The following is an 18144-nucleotide window of genomic DNA, read 5'->3' as shown; positions in this document are numbered from 1 at the left end:
AAACGATGTGCTCGCGCGGCTTTTCTTTCCCGCGCGATTGCCTAAGCTCAAACCTGCAAGGCTGGCGGGAAAAAATGATGCAAGTGGCGGAAATTTTCGACAAGGCGTCCGGCAAGCTGCCCATGGTGCCCAAGGTAGTGCAGGAGCTGATGGCCAGCTTCCATCGCAACGACGTCAACATCGGCGACATCACCGACATGGTGATGCACGACCAGGTGCTCAGCGCGCGCGTGCTGCGCCTGGCCAATAGCGCGCGCTTCGGCGGCAGCCGCCGGGTGGGCTCGCTGGACGACGCGGTGCTGCTGCTGGGTTTCGACAACCTCAGGGTGCTAGTGATCGCCTCCGGCATCACCGGGGCCACGCTGGGCATACCCGGCTTCGACATGCGGTCGTTCTGGCTGCGCAGCTTCGCCATGGCCAACACCGCCAAGCTGCTGTCCCGCTTGTGCGGGCAGGACCCGCAATTGGGCTATACCTGCGGCCTGCTGTCCAATATCGGCGAGCTCGTGTTGTATGTCGCCGCGCCGGAGCAGGCGCGCCAAGTGGAGCGCATCATCGCCGGCGGCGCCGACCGCATCGCCGCCGAGCGCATGCTGCTGGGCCTGGACCTGACCGTGCTGGGCGCGGAGCTGGCCAGGCGCTGGAGCTTTCCGGACGAGATCCAGGAGGCCATTCTGAACCAGCATGACCTGCTGAACGAAGACGCCTCGCCGTTCGCGCTGCTGATCGGCCTGACCAGCTGCATCGTGTCCGGCTTCCGCCACGGCATGCCCAGCGAGGAAATGCTGGCCAGCCTGCCGGACCGGGTGCTGGAGCGGCTGAACCTGGAGCGCGAGCGGGTGGAAAGCGCGATAGACCAGCTGCAGCAGTCCAGCACCCTGGTGGACGAGCTGTTCTGATCCCTCCAACGCCCGCGCCAGCGCAGCCTGCCCTGGACTCAAGCCGGCTGGCGCAGCTCGCGCCGCAATATCTTCCCGACATTGGACTTGGGCAGCTCCTCGCGGAACTCGACGTGGCGCGGCACCTTGTAGCCGGTCAGGTTTTCGCGGCAAAAGCGCAGCAGTTCGTCGGCCTGCAAAGCCGCGTCCTTGCGCACCACCACGATCTTCACCGCCTCGCCGCTGCGCTCGTCCGGCACGCCTATGCAAGCCACCTCGCGCACGCCCGGATGCTGGGCCACCACGTCCTCGATCTCGTTCGGATACACATTGAAGCCGGATACCAGCACCATGTCCTTCTTGCGGTCCACCAGCTTGAGCAGGCCGTCGGGGGTGCGGACGCCGATGTCGCCGGTGGCGAAGAAGCCGTCGGCATGGAACACCTTGGCCGTCTCCTCCGGCCGTTGCCAGTAGCCGGCCATCACCTGCGGCCCGCGCACGCACACCTCGCCCGGTTCGCCATCCGCCGCCGGCTGGCCGGCGTCGTCGCGCAAGCTCACCTCTGTGCCCGGCACCGGCAGGCCGACGGTGCCGGTGTAATGGCCGGTCGCCAAGGCGTTGACCGCCACCAGCGGCGAGGCCTCCGTCAGGCCATAGCCTTCCAGCAGCGTCAAGCCGGTGAGCTTGGACCAGCTTTCCGCCACCGCGCGCTGCACCGCCGCGCCGCCGCCAATGCTGACTTTCCAGCGGGAGAAATCGAGCTTGGCGAAGCCGGGATGGTGAGTCAGGGCATTGAACAGGGTGTTGACGCCGGTAAACGCGTTGACCGGATGCTTGGCCAGCTCGGCCACCAGGCCGTCCAGATCGCGCGGATTGGTGATCAGCAGGCTGTTGCCGCCCAAGCGGGTCACCAGAAAGCAGTTCACCGTCAGCGCGAACACGTGATACAGCGGCAGCGGGGTGGCCACCACCGCCCGCCCCTCCGGCAAAGCCTCGCCCAATACCAGCCTGGCCTGCTCGACATTGGCCAATAGATTGCGGTGCGTCAGCATCGCGCCCTTGGATATGCCGGTGGTGCCGCCGGTGTATTGCAGAATGGCCAGATCGTCCAGGCCGCGCGGCTCGTCGCGCCAGCGGTCGGCCCGGCCCGCCGCCAGCGCGTCGCGAAAGCGAATGGCGCCGGGCAGGCGGTAAGCCGGCACCAGCTTCTTCACATGCTTGACCACGGCATTGACCAGCCAGCGCTTGGGCGCGGGCAGCATATCGCCCGCCGCGGTGACGATGACGTGCCGCAACGGCGTGCCCGTCTTGGCCTCTTCCACCACAGACGCGAAATTCTCCAGCGCCACGATGACGGCGGCGCCGGAATCGGCCAGCTGGTGATGCAGCTCCCGCGCGGTGTACAGCGGATTGACGTTGACCGCCACCAGACCCGCGCGCAACGCCGCGTACAAGGCCACCGGGTATTGCAGCAGATTGGGCATCATCAAGGCGACGCGGTCGCCCGGCGCCAGCTTCAGCGTCTGGCGGAAATAATCCGCCAGCCTGGCGCTTTGGCGGTCCAGCTCGCGATAGGACAGGTTGCGCCCCATATTGTGGAAAGCGGTTTGTGCGGCATGGCGGGCCACGGCCTGCGCCAGCATCTGGCCCAGAGACTGGGCCGGCAGCGCCTCTATGCGCTCCGGCGCTCCCGGATGGCGGGCAAAGTCCTGCATGTTTCTCCTCCTGTCGCCGCAGCGGCGGGCATTGCGGCGGATGACTGTTTTTATCGTGGGAATGCGAATGAAACGACGGCATGCGATGCGACGGGATTGCAGCCTTGACGTTAATTCATCGTCATCGCAATTTCAATCGAACGTCTGAATTAAAACCGCCAAACAGGCTTGGCCAAACCAGCGGCAAACCACTCGCCAGCGCCCGCCCGCAAGCCGCGCGGCCAGCCGCCGCAACGCGGAATCAGCGATTCCGCCGCCGGTTCGCCATCGCCGCGCCCCGCCAAAAGAAGCGCGCGCCAGAACCGCCGCTGCGGCGCGGACGCAACAGCGGAGGACGCCTAGCCGCCGACTCGGAGCGCCACCTTGCCAAAATGGCCAGCCGCGCGCAGATGGGCATAGGCCCCGGCAGTTTGCATGAAAAAACCGCCGGGCCTGGCGGCGCGGCGGCTGTTTTGCTAGCGGAAAGCGAGAAGGCTTAGCCTTCCTCGTCTTCCAGATCCTCTTCCACATGATCCAGGCGGCCGGTGTAGCGCAGCTCCACGTCCTGGGTCAGCAGGTCCACCTTCACCACCGACAGCTGGATGCGGTCGCCGCGCGCCAGTTCCGGCAGGCCCGGAATGCGCAGGCGCAGCGGCAGGCCGTCTATGCGCACCAGGTCTTCCTTGATCACGGCGGCGGTCGGCTCGGTGATGTTTTCCTGCAGCAGATACTTCAGGCACCAGTAGTATTCCATCTTGTCCTGGAAGGACAGATAGCCGCCGTAGGTGGCGTCGAAGTCGCGCAGAATGGCGAACAGCATGGCGTCGCCCTGGGCGAACTGCGGCTTCTCCCCGCGTATCATGGCCGCCAGCTGGCGCTGGTTGATGAAGTCGCTGGCGCGGCGCAGCGGCGAGGTGCTCCAGGCGTATTGCGCCACGCCCAGGCCCATATGCGGCTCGGGCCGGGTGGTCATGCGCACCTTGCCCATGCTCTGGGCGCGGTACATGGCCGGAATGTCGGCCTCGGCCAGCATGCGGCCCCATTCGCTGTTGGCCAGGATCATCAGCTCGGACACCAGCTTGTCCATCGGCGCGCCGCGCTTGCGGATGGTGATGGACACCTGGCCGTCGGCCACGTCGATGTTGTAATCATGCTGCACCGGACGAGTGGGATCATACTTGCCGCGGCGCTTCTCCAGCGCCTCGGCGAACTGCCACAGCCAGGTCAGTTCGCGCTTGAACGGGTAGTCGACGCCCGGATCATTGGCCAGCGTATCCTCGTTGAACACCTGCTCCAGCTCGGCGTGGCGCAGGTTGGCGGCGATATGCACCTTCTCGATACGGTTCTCGAAGGCCACCGGCTCGAATTCAGGCGTTACCTCGGCATACAGCGAGAACGCCGGGCAGGCGCGGCCTTCCTGCAGCGTGAAGGCCTGCACCACGTCGTCCGGCAGCATGGTGATCTTGTCGCCGGGGAAGTAGGCGGTGGAGAGGCGCGACAACACCATCTTCTCGATGTCGGAATCCAGCGGCACGCCCAGCGTCGGCGCGGCGATGTGGATGCCGACGCGCTTGTTGCCGTTGGGCAGGTCTTCGACCGACAGCGCGTCGTCGATCTCGGTGGTGTTGGCATCGTCGATGGAGAAGGCCTGGGCCGATGAAACCGGCAGCTCCGGCGCCTCCAGCGGCGGCGCGTACTTGCCGAAACCTATGCCCTTGGGGAAGAACTCCATCTGGAAACCGGCCATCAGGTAGTCCGGCACCGACGGGATGCCGCCCACCTTGTCCGCCAGACGCAGCGGCGGCAGGCCGGTTTCGCGGCTGGCCTGGTCGAAGGCTTTGAATTCCAGCGTGTTCTTGTCGGGTTTCCACAACAGCTGCATCAGCTGCGAGCGGATGGCTTCCGGCAATTCGCCGGCCTTCAGCTGGCTCACCCAGCCGTCTATCTGCGCCTGCTCGCGCTTTTTGCGCTCCACGCCGGCCAGCGCGGCTTGCAGCGCCTCTTGCGGCGCCTTCTTGTAGCGGCCCTTGCCCTTCTTGTAGAAGTACATGGGCGCGCCGTGCAGGCTGCTGATCAGCGCGGCGGCCTCGAAGGGGGACGGCTCATGGCCGAAGTAGTCGGCGGCCAGGTCCTGGTAGCCGAACTCGTCGTCGGGGCTGCATTCCCACAGGAAGTCCAGATCGATGTCGGCCGCCAGCTTTTCCGCCGCTGGCAAAAAGTCCGCCAGCGGCGAATTGAATTCCAGGAACACGTTGGCGCTCTTCAGCTTGGCGCGCTTGCCGTGCTGGGTATCCACCTGCAGGCTGGCGTCGCTGCGCGACACAATGCTGCCCACCTTGAAACTGCCGCTCTCTTCGTAAAAAACGTTCATCAAAACATGCCAGGCCGTTGAATTTAAGGGCGGATTATAGCAGTTCGCCCCGCCTGTCGGGCACCCGCACAAAACAAAACCCCCGCGCGGGGCGGGGGTGGAGCAAGGGCGGCAAGCCGCCATCCAGGCCCGCCGAAGCAAGCCGGAAAACTTCTTATTAGAAGTTGTACTTGGCGGTGTAAATCATCGCGTTTTCGTTGCCGGCGATGCCCAGCTTGTTCACAGCGTAGCGGTATTGAACGCCAGCAGTGAAGGACTTGGTCGCGTTCCACCACAGAGACACGGCACCGTTTTGGCCAGTACGCTTGTTCACTACGCCATTCGGCTGCGCAACGCCTACGAAGTAGTTGGAGCGGCCGAATTCGGTTTCGTGCCATTGGGTCATGGAGAACGGTTGGCCGAAGGCGGTGAAGTCAAAACCTGCCACATAGCCGGTCATCCAGCCGTTGCGATGCGCGCCAGTGCCATACTTCAACTCTTGGTGCATACCCAGGAAGGGCTTGAACCATACCTTGCCGAAGGACAGGTCGGTACCCAGACCCAGTACGCGGTTTTGGTCGAAGAAGTTGTAGCCACGAGTGTCGTATACGTGGGTGTACAGCTTGACCGGCACGCCGCCGATGTCGGTGATGTTGAAACGAGCGACTACCTTGGTGGTGTAACGACGGTCGCCGGCCGGCATTTCCTTGTCGTTGCGATTCCAGTTTTCCAGGTCGAAGAAACCATATACATCGCCCCAGGAACGGCCCATGCCGCCTTCAGCTTCCAGATATTGGAAATTGCGCTTGGCGCCGAACGGAGCAGCCTGAGTCTTTTCCAGGGTGCTGTCGGACCAGTTCAGCTGGTTGAAGCTAACGTCGGTAAAGGTGTAATCAGCGTGAGCCAGAGCGGAAGCGGCCAGCAGGGAGGCGGCCAGCAAGGTTTTGCGAGTATTCATTGTTTCACCAGACTATTTTCGTGTAGTAAGCGACCGACAGGGTCGGCGAGCGCCGCGCAGAATAGTCCCAGAAATGGCCTTACGCAAACGATTTGTCACAGTTCTGTCGTTTTTCTGCAAAGAAACGTGTTTCTGTTGTAGCAAAATGACATCAGTATTACAAATCGTTGCACAAATGCCACATGGAAATATCTCCACGTAGAGATAAGTATCTGAGCGCAAGCGGAATTCTAGTTTGTTTCAGGTCAAACTATCCAGCCAGTCCACTCGCAGGCGCGCATATCGACTTTGCCGCTGACATGAAATGCAACACCTTCTTCCTCCAGCAGCAGGCGCTGCCAGTCGGCATGTTCGCTGCCCGGGCGGGATAGCCGTCCGCCCGCGCCGACGACGCGATGCCAGGCCGCGGATACGCCGTCCGGCAAATGCCCCAGCAGATGGCCGACATGGCGCGAATGGCGCGGGTAGCCGGCCAGTTCGGCCAGCACGCCGTAGCTGACGACACGGCCCGGCGGCACCTGGGCCAGTAACGCCAGCACGCGGCGGGCAAACTCAGGCGGCATCAGCGGTAGCGCGGATCGGCGACATAGGGGTTGCCGCGCTTTTCCGCGCCTATGGTGGTGAAGGGGCCGTGGCCGGGAATCACCGTGGTGGCGTCCGGCAGGATGAACAGCTTTTGCTGGATGGCGTCTATCAGCTGCTGATGGCTGCCCATGGGGAAGTCCGTGCGGCCGATGGAGCCCTGGAACAGCACGTCGCCCGCCACCAGCAGGCCGGCCGTGGGGCTGTAGAACACCACGTGGCCCGGCGTGTGGCCGGGGCAGTGGATCACTTGCAGCGTTTCCTGGCCGACGGTCACGACATCGCCCTCTTCCAGCCAGCGCTGCGGCGCGAAGGCCTCGCTGCGCGGGAAGCCGAACATCTGGCCCTGGGTGGGCAGCTGGTCCAGCCAAAAGCTTTCCGCGCGCTGCGGTCCTTCGATTTCCACGCCCAACGCCTCGGCCAGCTTGGCCGCGCCGCCGGCGTGGTCGATGTGGCCGTGGGTCAGCAGCAGCTTCTCCACCGTCAGGCCCTGGCCGTCCACCCAGGCGCGAATCCGCTCAATATCGCCGCCCGCGTCCACGATGGCCGCCTGGCGGCTGACGCTGCACCACAGCACGCTGCAGTTCTGGGCAAACGGGGTGACCGGAATCACGTGGTATTTCAGGGCCATGGCTATGCTCGCGGACAAATGTCGGAATCTGCCATTTTGGCATGGCCGGGGTGGTTTGGGGAGAAGTTGCTTGATTGCCCAACGGGCGGCGCGGGCATGGTCTACCCGGCCAACCCGTGCTACGCACAAGCGGAAAAGCCCCTCCCCCCCGCGGGAGAGGGGTTGGGGAGAAGGGTGGGATATCGCGGGCAAGGCCTTAAGGCCTGCCCGCCCTACGAGATGGGCATCGTCAGGGAGGGGAAGGATGAGAGCGCCCATGGCAAACATGGCCGGCTCAGCGAGAGCCCCTCGCCCCCCGCGGGAGAGGGGTTGGGGAGAAGGGTGGGATATCGCGGGCAAGGCCTTAAGGCCTGCCCGCCCTACGAGATGGGCATCGTCAGGGAGGGGAAGGATGAGAGCGCCCATGGCAAACATGGCCGGCTCAGCGAGAGCCCCTCTCCCCCCGCGGGAGAGGGGTTGGGGAGAGGGATGGGATATCGCGGGCAAGGCATTAAGGCCTGCCCGCCCTACTCGGCGGCCTCGAGAGCGGGAAGTCCGCCCGACAAGGGCCAGGGTGATGCCGGAATCGCGTACAAGGCGGAACGCCCGATAAAACCGGGCTTCCGCCTATGAATACAGCGCCCGTTCGATGAACTGGCGCGGCACCTTGGACTTGGGCACGCGCGCGTCGAACCAGCCGCGCACGTCGCCGTCCAGGCCTATGCCGTGCATGAAGTTGTACAGCGCCTTGTTCAGCCCGCGCCCCATCAGCTCGTGGTCGGTGCCGGTGGGGTCGATGAAGCCGACATCGTTCTTGGCGAAGTCGCCCTCGGGCAGCGGCACCAGCTGCACGCCATATTCTTCTGGGTTTTGCCCCACTGGAGAATGCACGGTGCAGGCGAAACGGTGGAAGAAGCCGGACTGGATGCAGCCGTTGTCGAACAGCTGGCGCACGTATTCCAGCGCATCCACCGTGTCCTGCACCGTCTGCGTCGGGAAGCCGTACATCAGATAGGCGTGCACCAGTACGCCGGCCTCGGCGAAGCCATGGGTGACGCGCGCCACCTGCTCCACCGATACGCCCTTTTTCATCAGCTTGAGCAAGCGGTCCGACGCCACTTCCAGGCCGCCGGAAATGGCGATGCAGCCCGATTCGGCCAATAGCAGGGCCAGCTCCGGCGTAAATGATTTTTCAAAGCGGATATTGCCCCACCAGGAGATGGACACCTTGCGCCGCAGCAGTTCCTCGGCCAGCGCTTTCAGCATCTTGGGCGGCGCGGCTTCGTCCACGAAGTGGAAGCCGGTCTGGCCGGTTTCGGCGATGATGGCCTCGATGCGGTCCACCAGCAGCTCGGCCGACGCGGTTTCATAGCGCGAGATGTAGTCCAGCGTCACGTCGCAAAAGCTGCACTTCTTCCAATAGCAGCCGTGGGCGATGGTCAGCTTGTTCCAGCGGCCGTCGCTCCACAACCGGTGCATCGGGTTCAGCATGTCCAGCAGCGACAGGTAGCGGTCTATCGGCAGGCCGTCCCAGGTAGGCGTGCCAGATTCGGAGAACGGCACGTCGGCTTCCTGCAGGTTGACGTAGCGCACCGCACCGTCCTGCCGCAAAAAGGTGCGCGCCAGGCGGCTGACGCCGCGCTTGCCTTCGAGATGCTCCATCAGCGCCAAGAGCGGCTTTTCGCCGTCGTCCAAGGTCACATAGTCGAAGTAGTCGAACACGCGCGGTTCGGCCAGTTCGCGCAGCTCGGTGTTGACGTAGCCGCCGCCCAGGCAAATCTTGATATCCGGCCGGTGGCGCTTGATGGTCTGGGCGATGCGGAAGGCCGCGTACACCGCGCCCGGAAACGGCACCGAGATCAACACCAGCTGCGGCTGGTGCTTGTCCATCGCCTCTAGCGTCAACGCGGCCAGGGTGTCGTCCACCCAGTTGGGTTCGGCGGCCAGGGCTTTGGCCAGAGGATCAAACGTTGGCTGCGACAGCGCCAAGGATTCCGCATAGCGGACGAACTCGAAGCGCGGGTCCACCGCCTCGCGCAACACATCGGCGATATCGTTCAGATACAGCGTGGCCAAATGGCGAGCGCGATCCTGGGTGCCCAGCGCGCCGAAGGCCCAGGCCAAAGGGTCGCCGCCATCCGGATCATCCGGGTCCACGTACACGTCCAACGAGGCGAAGCGCGGACCTTCCGGCAGGTAGTTGCGGCCGGCGATGCGGTAAGACAGCGTGGCGTCGCGGCCCTGCAGAAAGCCGATCGCCGCGTCTATCGTCGCGGCGTAGCGCTCGTAGGAGATGTCGAACTGCATCATGCAGTCCGTGCGCTGGCGCATGGGGATGCGATGCACGTGCTCGCGCAGCGTAGCCATGCCGTCTTTGGAAAACAGCTTCAACACCAGCGCCAGCGCCAGGTCTTCCTGGAAGGCCGCTACGCCGCGCGAGCGCAGGAAGCCGGTGAGGTAAGCGGTGGACGGGTAAGGCGTGTTCAGCTGCGTCATCGGCGGGATGAGCGACAGCACGCGCAAAGAGCTGGCAGACATGGGGCGAAATCCGGCGGGTGGTTCAAAAAGCATAGCCGGGCATGCGCCCGGCCATGAAGAATTGTCCCACAGCGCGGGTATCGAGACTAGGCGGTTTTGGCGCTGAACTGCTCGAAGGCCTCCAGCGCGTTGGCGGAATACATCAGGGACGGGCCGCCGCCCATATAGACAGCCATCGCCAGCGTCTCCTCCACTTCCGTCTTGCTGGCGCCCAGCTTGACCAAGGCTTGGGCGTGGAAGCCCAGGCAGCCGTCGCAGCGCGCGGCCACGCCCAGCGCCAGCGCGATCAGTTCCTTGGTCTTCTTGTCCAGCGCGCCGTCGCGGGTGGCGGCGCGGGCCAGATCATTGAAACCCTGCATCACCTCCGGCACGTCGGCGCGCAAGGTGGCCAGGTGCTTGGAGATGGCGTGGGTCAGTTCCGGGTAATTGACGGCTTGGCTCATGGTTTTTGCTCCGTTTGGGAAGAGGACGACGGCGCGCGGCAACTGGACCAGCCAAACGGCAGATAGGCCGGGCAGAAGCGGAACAGGCCGGTGGCCAGCGGCAAGACGCCCAGCCAACCCCAGGGGCCGATGAGGCCGGACACCGCGCCGATAATCAAAACCACGCCCGCGGTCACGCGCAAGATACGGTCCCAACTTCCGACATTCGCTTTCATAATCAGCCTCCTGTCCGGCCATGCCGTCAAATGGATATGTTGATTTATATAATATCAATTGATATATTGAAGTCAAGCACTGTTGAAGACATGGAAGTCCCGCATGAGCACCATCACCCTTTCCGACATGCGCGCCGCCGCCGGCCAAGCCAGCGGCCTGCTGCGCGCGCTGGCCAACGAAGACCGCCTATTGCTGCTGTGCCAGCTGAGCCAGGGTGAAAAGTCCGTGGGCGAGCTGGAGGAAAGCGTCGGCATCCGCCAGCCCACGCTGTCGCAACAACTGGGCGTGCTGCGCAACGAGGGCCTGGTGGCCACGCGCCGCGACGGCAAGCGCATCTATTACTCAGTGGCGGATCCCAAGGCCCTGGCCGTGTTGTCCACGCTGTATCAGCTGTACTGCCCCAAGGAATAGACATGATCCTGGATTGGAACCATTTCACGCCGTGGAGCGCGCTGGCCGGCGGCGCGCTGATCGGCCTGGCCGCCGCCTGGCTGGTCTTGCTGAACGGCCGCGTGGCCGGCATCAGCGGCATCGTCGGCCATCTGCTGGCGCCCGGCGGCGACAAGGACTGGCGACTGGCCTTCGTCGCCGGCCTGGTCTTGTCGCCCTGGCTGTACCGCTTGTTCGCCGCGCCGCCGGCCATCGCCCTGGACGACAAGCCCTGGCTGCTGATCGCCGCCGGCCTGCTGGTGGGCTTCGGCAGCCGGCAGGGCTCCGGCTGCACCAGCGGCCACGGCGTGTGCGGGCTGGCCCGGCTGTCGCCGCGCTCGCTGGCCGCCACGCTGACTTTCATGGCCGCCGGCTTCGCCGTCGTCTGGCTAGTCCGTCATGTCTGGGGATAAGGGTATGAAACGAATCGCAAGCGCCGCCCTGGCCGGCCTGATCTTCGGCCTGGGATTGATCGTGGCCGGCATGGCCAATCCGGCCAAGGTGCTGGGCTTTCTCGATATCGGCGGGCGCTGGGACCCGTCGCTGGCCCTGGTGATGGCGGGCGCCATTACCGCGGCGCTGCCGGCCTTCGCCTGGGCCAAGCGCCGCCAGCGCTCGCTGCTGGGCGAGACCATGCTGCTGCCGACGGCGCGCCGAGCGGACCGCCGCCTGATCATAGGCAGCCTGATCTTCGGCATGGGCTGGGGGCTGGCCGGCATCTGCCCCGGACCGGCGCTGGTGCTGGCCGGCAGCGGCTTGGCCGACGGCTTGCTGTTCCTGGCGGCCATGCTGGCCGGCATGGCGCTTTACCGCGCCTGGGACGCGCGTGGCTGACGCGAGGGCGCCGGGCGGCTATACCTTCATCATCGCCTGTCTGGAGCCCTGCATGAAAGCCTTTATCTTCGCCCTACTCCTCTGCGCCGCATCGGCGGCGCTGGCCGCCCCGCCCAAGTTGGCGCTGCAACTGTGCGCCGCCTGCCACGGCCGGGACGGCAACGGCCCGCCATCGGCGCCCAGGCTGGCCGGCCAGCAGGCCGACTATATCGCGCAACAGCTGGAATGGATGCGGCTGGGCCAGCGCGAGGATGGCGGCGCGCACAAGCTGGTTTGGGACCAGTTGAAAAACGACGCCGACATCCAGGCGATCGCCCATTATTTCGCCACGCAAACGCCGGCGCCGCACCCGGCCAAACCAGCCGATCCGGACTTGCTGGCAGCCGGCCGCAAGCTGTATATCGAGGGCAATTTCGCCGTGGGCGCGCCGCCTTGCTTCACCTGCCATGGCGAACAGGGCGAAGGCGGCAGCGCCGCGCCGCGGCTGGCCGGCCAGCACGCCGGCTACCTGGCGGAGCGGATGAAGGTGTCTGAGCAGCCGCAACCGCCGGCGCGCATGGAAATGCAGGAAATCCTGAAGACGCTGAGTCCGGGCGAGATCAAGGCGCTGCTGGCCTATCTGGCCACGCTGTAAGCGGAAAAAAGAAAAGGCCACCCAAGCGGCGGCCCCAAGTTTCGGAGAAAAACGGGCTCCGGCCCGGTGGGCCGAAACATGCGGACCTTGCGGTCCGCCGTTTTCCGGCGACGATTCTAACGCCGACTATCGCCGGCCGCAATCATCAATCGCCCAGCGCGGCCAACAATTCGGCCTGCTGCTCGGCGATCAGCGCGTCGGTCAATTCCTGCAAGTCGCCATCCATCACGTAATCGAGCTTGTACAGCGTCAGATTGATGCGATGGTCGGTGATGCGGCCTTGCGGGTAGTTATAGGTGCGGATGCGCTCGGAGCGGTCGCCGGAGCCGATCAAGCTCTTGCGCTCGGCCGCTTCCTTCTGGTTCTTCTCGCGCAGCTGGATGTCGTAAATCCGCGCTGCCAGCACCTGCATGGCGCTGGCCTTGTTGGCGTGCTGCGAACGGCCATCCTGGCACTCCGCCACGATGCCGGTGGGCAAGTGGGTGATGCGCACCGCGGAGTCGGTCTTGTTGATGTGCTGGCCGCCGGCGCCGCTGGCTCTAAACGTATCGATGCGCAGATCGGCCGGGTTCAGCACCACTTCGGCAATCTCGTCGGCCTCCGCCATCACCGCCACCGTGCAGGCGGAGGTATGGATGCGGCCCTGGGTTTCGGTGGCCGGCACGCGCTGCACGCGGTGGCCGCCGGATTCGAACTTCAGGCGCGAGTAAGCCCCCTGGCCGACCAGCCGCACGATCACTTCCTTGTAGCCGCCCAGGTCGGACTCGCTGGCGGAGACGATCTCCACCTGCCAGCGGTTGCGCTCGGCGTAGCGGGTGTACATGCGCAGCAGGTCCGCCGCGAACAAGGCCGCCTCGTCGCCGCCGGTGCCGGCGCGCACTTCCAGGAAAATATTCTTGTCGTCGTTGGGGTCTTTGGGCAGCAGCAGCTTCTGCAGCTCGACGTCCAGCGCCGCCAGCTTGTCCTTGCCCTCGAGGATTTCCGCCTGGGCGAATTCCTTCATTTCCGGATCGGCCAGCATGTCTTCCGCGGCGGCGATGTCGCCCTCGCATTGCCGGTAAGCGGAGAAGGTTTCCACCACCGGCGTCAGCTCGGCGTGTTCTCGGGTAAGTTTCCTGAAGGCCTCCATGTCCTGGGTGGCCGTTTCGCTGGCCAGCAGGTGGGTCACTTCTTCCAGACGGTCGGCCAGCTGGGCGAGCCTGGCCGCGATAGACGCTTTCATTACGACTCCGGGTGTAAACGGTAAAGCCGCGCGATGGTCTGCACCTGCGCGTCATGCTCCGCGCCGCTGCCCGAGGACAGGGCCTGGGTGGGCGGGTGCATCAGTTTGTTGGTCAGCTGGACGGACAGCGCCTCCAGCACTTTTTCCGGCGCGTCGCCGCGCGCCAGTTGTTTCAATGCGCCTTCCAGCGCGTGGCGGCGCGCGCGATCCGCCTCGTCGCGCAAGGCGCGGATCAGCGGCACGGTTTCCCGCTTCTTCAGCCAGTCGTTGAACTCGGCCACCCGGCTCTGGATGATGGACTCGGCCTCGGCCGCGGCCTGCTGCCGCGCCTCCTTGCCCACCTCCACGATGCCGGCGATGTCATCCACGCTGAACAGGAACACATCGTCCAGCTTGTCCACCTCCAGCTCGATGTCGCGCGGCACGGCCAGGTCCAGCATGAACATGGGACGGTGGCGGCGCGCCTTGATCGCCCGCTCCACCATGCCCTTGCCGATGATGGGCAGCTGGCTGGCGGTGGACGTCACCACCACGTCGTAGCGCGACAGCGATTCCGACAACTCGGCCAGCGTGATGGCGTTGCCGCCAAACTGCTCGGCCAGCCGCTGGCCGCGCTCCAGCGTGCGGTTGGCCACGGTCAGACAGGATGGATTGCGCGCAGCGAAGTGCGTGGCCACCAGCTCTATCATTTCGCCGGCGCCGACGAACAGCACGTTCAGCTCGGCGATGGACGGGAAAATCTGCTCGGCCAGCTTGACCGCCGCCGCCGACATCGACACCGAGCTCGCGCCCACCGCGGTATTGGAGCGAACTTCCTTGGCCACCGCGAAGGTGCGCTGGAACAGGCCGTTCAGCAGCGTGCCCAGCGTGCCGGCGTTTTCCGCGCTGCGCACCGCGTCCTTGAGCTGGCCCAGAATCTGCGTCTCGCCCAGCACCATGGAATCCAGGCCCGACGCCACGCGGAAAGCGTGGCGCGCCGCCTGCGAGGCTTCCAGCTGGTAGAGGTAAGGCTCCAGCTCGGCGCGGTTCATGCCGTGGAACTCGCACAGCCAGTCCAGCGCGGCGTGCGGGTCCGGGCTCAGGCAATAGATCTCGGTGCGGTTGCAGGTGGAGACGATGGCCGCCTCGCGCGCGGCCTGCGAGGCCACCAGACTGTCCAGCGCGCGCGGCAGGGCATCGGCCGGAAAGGCCAGTTTTTCCCTGATCGACAGCGGAGCGGTGTGATGGTTGAGTCCGAGGGCAAGCAGATGCATGGGCAGACAAGGCCGCAGACGAAAACAGGACATTCTAGCCTAACTGCTCCGCGCCGTCCCGCACTTGCCCTTCCGCCCGCCACTCCCGCCGTTTGGCGGACTTGCCGCCATGACAGGGTTGTTGCGGCATAGATACACGCACAACAAATATGCGCATATTGATATTCATAAAAAAACACAAACAACATCAAAAATTTAACACATTCCTTACAAGAAATCCCGCATAGCCATCCCAGCCGCTCCTGACGATTTCCTTGTCATTTTCGCTATTTAATGCCAATTTCATCGCCTGCCAAACTATGTTGCAGCCACGTGACTGCAACGTCCATTCCGCGCCGGCAGGGGCGGAAATCCGTGATGACAAAGGAAAAGTAGAGATGCAGGTCAAGATTTTGGTCCAGGCGATCACCGCCATCGGCCTATTGGGGAGCGGCTTTGCCCATGCCGCGGAAGGCTCGGACAATCAGCTGGAACGCGTGACCATCACCGGCTCCAACATCAAGCGCAGCATCAAGCAGGAAAAGGCGCTGCCGGTCACTATCCTGAAGACGGAAGACTTGGCCAAGCAGGGCCTGACCACGGTGGAGCAAGTGGTCAATAGCATCGCCGCCAACCAGTCGACCCAAGGCGCCTCGTCTTCAGTCGGCTCCTCCACCGGCGGCGGCTCCTTCGCCAGCCTGCGCGGCCTCGGCAATCAGTACACCCTGGTGCTGCTCGATGGCCGCCGCATGGCTAACCAAGCGATTGATGGCACTTCGGCCGACCTGAATGCCATTCCGTTGTCAGTGATTGACCGGGTGGAGGTGCTGCTGGACGGCGCGTCCGCGATCTACGGCACAGACGCCATCGGCGGCGTGATGAACTTCATCACCAAGAAGAACATGAAGGGCTTCTCCATTGGCGGCAGCTTCGCCAACCCGCAGCATGGTGGCGGCGATGAAAAACGCATCAACGCTTCTTACGGCTTGGGCGACTTGAGCAAGGACGGTTTCAATGTCTACGGCGCCATCGACTACCTGAAACAGGACATGATCATGGCGAGCCAACGCGGCTTCGCCAGCACCGTCACACCGGCCACCGATACCCCGCCAAGCACCAATGCCTGGCCGGGCAACTACTATGACAGCGTGAAGAAAAAATGGGTAACCCCGTCCGCGCCTAACTGTCGTCCGCCTTACTCGAAATACATCGGCGGCATCTGCAAGGAATACTTCCCGCTCTATTCCGGCATAGCGCCTGAGGTGGAACAGATTTCCGGCATCATGCGCGCGACCAAGCGCATAGGCGAAGACCACGAGCTGTCGCTGCAATACACCCGCACCGAGACCATCACCACCGCGCAAAACGCGCCTCTGCCCACTGCGGGCGACATCACCCGCGCCAACGCCACGGATCCGACGCAGCGTGACAAGCTGTACGTGCGTACCGTGCCGCTGGGCAATCGCGAAACCGAGGCCAATTCCGTCACTCAGCGCCTGATGCTGAACATGGAGGGCCTGGTCGCCGGCTGGGACTACCGCGCCGGCATTGGCCGCTCCGAGAACCTGATCAAGGAAAATCTGACCTCGGGCTATGTCAGCAAGAGCAAGATGCAGGCCGCGATCGACAGCAAGACCCTGGACCCGTTCGACCTCAGCGGCAACAATCTGGCCGCCTGGCGCGCCGTAGGCATGACCGGTCAAACCAAGGAAGCCAAGTCGACCATAGACATGGCCGACGCCAAGGTCAGCAAGGAAGTGTTCGACCTGCCGGCCGGCAAGCTGGGCGTGGCGCTGGGCGCGGAAGTGCGCCGCGAAAGCCTGAGCACCCTCTACAACAAGGCGGTGACGCGCGACGCGCTGAGTACCGGCCAGGACAAGACCGAGGATTCGTCTGGCAGCCGTTCGGCCTACGCCCTCTATGGCGAAGCCGACGTGCCGGTATTGAAGAACCTGGATGTGCAGTTGGCCGCTCGTTACGACCACTACAGCGATACTGAGAGCTCGCTGAATCCCAAGGTGGCGTTCAAGTTCCAGCCTGATGAAAAGGTGCTATTCCGTGGTTCCGCCAGTACCGGCTTCCGCGCGCCCTCACTGTACAACATCTACCGTCCGAACCAGCTGCAGCTGACGTCCCGCGCCTATGTCGACCCGCTGGCCTGCCCGAACGGCGCGCAGCAACCGGGTACAGATGGCAACGCGTGTAACAAGATTCAGCGCAACAAGCGCATCGCCGGCAACCCTCAGTTGCAGCCGGAAAAATCGTCCTCGCTGTCGTTTGGCATGGTGATAGAGCCGGTCAAGGATTTCACCGCCAGCGCCGATCTGTGGTGGACCATGATCCGCGACCAGATCAGCATTCTGGACGAAAGCCTGATTTTCAATAACAAGTCCAAATATTCCGATCGCTTCGTGGCCGACGGCAAGGGCAATCTGGATTACATCGTCGACGACTACTCCAATCTCGGCAATCTCAGCGCGTCAGGCGTAGATCTGAAGCTGAGCTGGACCCTACCCAAGACCCGAGCCGGCGTCTTCAATCTATCTCTGGATGGCACGTATCTCGCCAAATACAAATACCAGAATGAAAAGGGCGGCGAGTACTTCAGCAATGTCGGCACCTTTATCGATGGCGCCCCGACCTTCCGTTGGCAGCATAATCTGACGCTGAGCTGGATGCAGGGCCCGTGGAGCGCGATCCTGTCGCAGAACTACAAGTCCGGCTATACCGATGAGAACCCTAATGACGAAAACCACATGGTCAAGCCGTACTCCACCTGGAACCTGTCAACCTCCTACACCTGGAACAAGCAGTTGACTGTGACTGCCGGCGTAAAGAACCTGTTCGACCAGGAACCGCCGTTCTCTAACCAGATCACGCGCTCCAGCCAGATGAACTACGATCCGCGCTTCACCGATCCGACAGGCCGCAGCTTCTTCCTGAAGGGTTCGTACAAGATGTAATCAGCCTAAGCTTGGCAGGCATGACAACGGACAACCCGCCCAGGCCGGTTGTCCGTTTTCGCTTGTGCGGATATCAGCAAACAGCCTTAACCCTCCCGCCGCATATCCACATGCAGAATCCCGCCGTCATCGTAAGGCTCGGATACCGGCGCGAAGCCGAAACCAGAATACAGCTCGCTGGCGTCGCACTGCGCCGACAGCATGATGGCGCGCCCCGGGTAATGGGCGTGGCACTGCGCCACCGCCTGCGCCATCAAGGCCTTGCCCAGGCCCTGGCCGCGCGCCTGCGGCGCCACCACCACCCGGCCGATGGCCGCCGCATCCGGATATTTTTCGCCCGGCGCGATCAACCGCGCATAAGCGACCAGCTGGTCCCCGTCGTCGCGCCCGCTCAGGTGCAGGCAGTGGGTGTCCACCCCGTCCACATCGCCGTAGATGGATTGCTGCTCCACCACGAATACCTGGTCGCGCAGCTGCAATGCCTGGTACAACGCGCGCGGGGTAAAGTCGTCAAAACCGTGGCAGTGCCACGCTATCCTGTTTGCCATAGTAGAATCCTCC

17 protein-coding genes are annotated in these 18144 nt (G+C 64.0%); 6 read left to right on the top strand and 11 right to left on the bottom strand.

Annotated features, from left to right (window positions below; translation table 11 throughout):
• Nucleotides 1-77 precede the first annotated feature (77 nt).
• The gene (locus tag C2I19_RS04625; RefSeq protein WP_103901541.1) at nucleotides 78-899 is read left to right on the top strand and encodes an HDOD domain-containing protein; all 822 of its coding nucleotides are present in this window, start codon (nucleotides 78-80) and stop codon (nucleotides 897-899) included.
• Between the two features lie 38 nt (nucleotides 900-937).
• Here C2I19_RS04625 and C2I19_RS04620 read toward each other — a convergent pair whose 3' ends face one another.
• The 8 genes from C2I19_RS04620 to C2I19_RS04580 form a co-directional block, all read right to left on the bottom strand.
• Complete coding sequence (locus C2I19_RS04620) at nucleotides 938-2593, bottom strand: AMP-binding protein (protein ID WP_103901540.1); 1656 nt, start codon at nucleotides 2591-2593, stop codon at nucleotides 938-940.
• Between the two features lie 475 nt (nucleotides 2594-3068).
• A complete protein-coding gene (locus C2I19_RS04615) occupies nucleotides 3069-4943 on the bottom strand; it encodes a ribonuclease catalytic domain-containing protein (RefSeq protein WP_103901539.1) in 1875 nt (624 codons plus the stop codon).
• A 157-nt stretch (nucleotides 4944-5100) separates the two neighbouring features.
• Complete coding sequence (locus tag C2I19_RS04610) at nucleotides 5101-5880, bottom strand: outer membrane protein OmpK (RefSeq protein ID WP_103901538.1); 780 nt, start codon at nucleotides 5878-5880, stop codon at nucleotides 5101-5103.
• 245 nt (nucleotides 5881-6125) lie between these two features.
• Nucleotides 6126-6443 carry an MGMT family protein gene (locus C2I19_RS04605; protein WP_103901537.1) on the bottom strand — a complete coding sequence of 106 codons (318 nt, stop codon included), beginning with the start codon at nucleotides 6441-6443 and terminating at the stop codon, nucleotides 6126-6128.
• Nucleotides 6443-7093, bottom strand: coding sequence for an MBL fold metallo-hydrolase (locus C2I19_RS04600; protein WP_103901536.1), 651 nt, complete (start codon nucleotides 7091-7093; stop codon nucleotides 6443-6445). The genes C2I19_RS04605 and C2I19_RS04600 overlap by 1 nt, the downstream gene beginning before the upstream one ends.
• Nucleotides 7094-7699: 606 nt before the next feature.
• Nucleotides 7700-9610, bottom strand: a complete 1911-nt coding sequence (locus tag C2I19_RS04590) for a B12-binding domain-containing radical SAM protein (protein WP_103901534.1) — start codon at nucleotides 9608-9610, stop codon at nucleotides 7700-7702.
• A gap of 86 nt (nucleotides 9611-9696) precedes the next feature.
• Nucleotides 9697-10053 carry a carboxymuconolactone decarboxylase family protein gene (locus C2I19_RS04585; RefSeq protein ID WP_103901533.1) on the bottom strand — a complete coding sequence of 119 codons (357 nt, stop codon included), beginning with the start codon at nucleotides 10051-10053 and terminating at the stop codon, nucleotides 9697-9699.
• Nucleotides 10050-10268: a YgaP family membrane protein gene (locus tag C2I19_RS04580; protein ID WP_103901532.1), complete on the bottom strand. Its 219-nt coding sequence runs from the start codon at nucleotides 10266-10268 to the stop codon at nucleotides 10050-10052. The genes C2I19_RS04585 and C2I19_RS04580 overlap by 4 nt, the downstream gene beginning before the upstream one ends.
• 103 nt (nucleotides 10269-10371) lie before the next feature.
• On the opposite strand from C2I19_RS04580, the gene C2I19_RS04575 reads away from it, so the two are divergent.
• The 4 genes from C2I19_RS04575 to C2I19_RS04560 are packed head-to-tail and all read left to right on the top strand — an operon-like array spanning nucleotide 10372 to nucleotide 12166.
• Entirely contained in the window at nucleotides 10372-10680 is a 309-nt protein-coding gene (locus C2I19_RS04575; protein ID WP_103901531.1) for an ArsR/SmtB family transcription factor, read from the top strand.
• A gap of 2 nt (nucleotides 10681-10682) precedes the next feature.
• The gene (locus C2I19_RS04570) at nucleotides 10683-11111 is read left to right on the top strand and encodes a YeeE/YedE family protein (RefSeq protein WP_103901530.1); all 429 of its coding nucleotides are present in this window, start codon (nucleotides 10683-10685) and stop codon (nucleotides 11109-11111) included.
• A 4-nt stretch (nucleotides 11112-11115) separates the two neighbouring features.
• Nucleotides 11116-11532, top strand: a complete 417-nt coding sequence (locus C2I19_RS04565) for a DUF6691 family protein (RefSeq protein ID WP_103901529.1) — start codon at nucleotides 11116-11118, stop codon at nucleotides 11530-11532.
• Between the two features lie 52 nt (nucleotides 11533-11584).
• Nucleotides 11585-12166, top strand: a complete 582-nt coding sequence (locus C2I19_RS04560; RefSeq protein WP_103901528.1) for a c-type cytochrome — start codon at nucleotides 11585-11587, stop codon at nucleotides 12164-12166.
• Nucleotides 12167-12311: 145 nt separating this feature from the next.
• On the opposite strand, the gene prfA is transcribed toward C2I19_RS04560, so the two are convergent.
• Nucleotides 12312-13388 (bottom strand): peptide chain release factor 1, encoded by a 1077-nt coding sequence (gene prfA / locus C2I19_RS04555; RefSeq protein WP_103901527.1) that lies wholly within the window; start codon nucleotides 13386-13388, stop codon nucleotides 12312-12314.
• Complete coding sequence (gene hemA / locus C2I19_RS04550) at nucleotides 13388-14641, bottom strand: glutamyl-tRNA reductase (RefSeq protein WP_103901526.1); 1254 nt, start codon at nucleotides 14639-14641, stop codon at nucleotides 13388-13390. Before hemA ends, prfA begins: the two co-directional genes overlap by 1 nt.
• Before the next feature lie 377 nt (nucleotides 14642-15018).
• Here hemA and C2I19_RS04545 point away from each other — a divergent pair, with 377 nt between their 5' ends.
• Nucleotides 15019-17583: a TonB-dependent receptor gene (locus C2I19_RS04545; protein WP_103901525.1), complete on the top strand. Its 2565-nt coding sequence runs from the start codon at nucleotides 15019-15021 to the stop codon at nucleotides 17581-17583.
• An 86-nt stretch (nucleotides 17584-17669) separates the two neighbouring features.
• Here the strand turns inward: C2I19_RS04545 and C2I19_RS04540 are convergent, their stop codons facing one another.
• A complete protein-coding gene (locus C2I19_RS04540; protein WP_103901524.1) occupies nucleotides 17670-18131 on the bottom strand; it encodes a GNAT family N-acetyltransferase in 462 nt (153 codons plus the stop codon).
• Nucleotides 18132-18144: the final 13 nt, after the last annotated feature.

It is taken from the genome of Chromobacterium alticapitis, from assembly GCF_002924365.1.
Lineage (GTDB): Bacteria > Pseudomonadota > Gammaproteobacteria > Burkholderiales > Chromobacteriaceae > Chromobacterium > Chromobacterium alticapitis.
The sequence above is the reverse complement of the archived record's forward strand: the minus strand, read 5'-3'. Positions and strand labels throughout refer to the sequence as shown.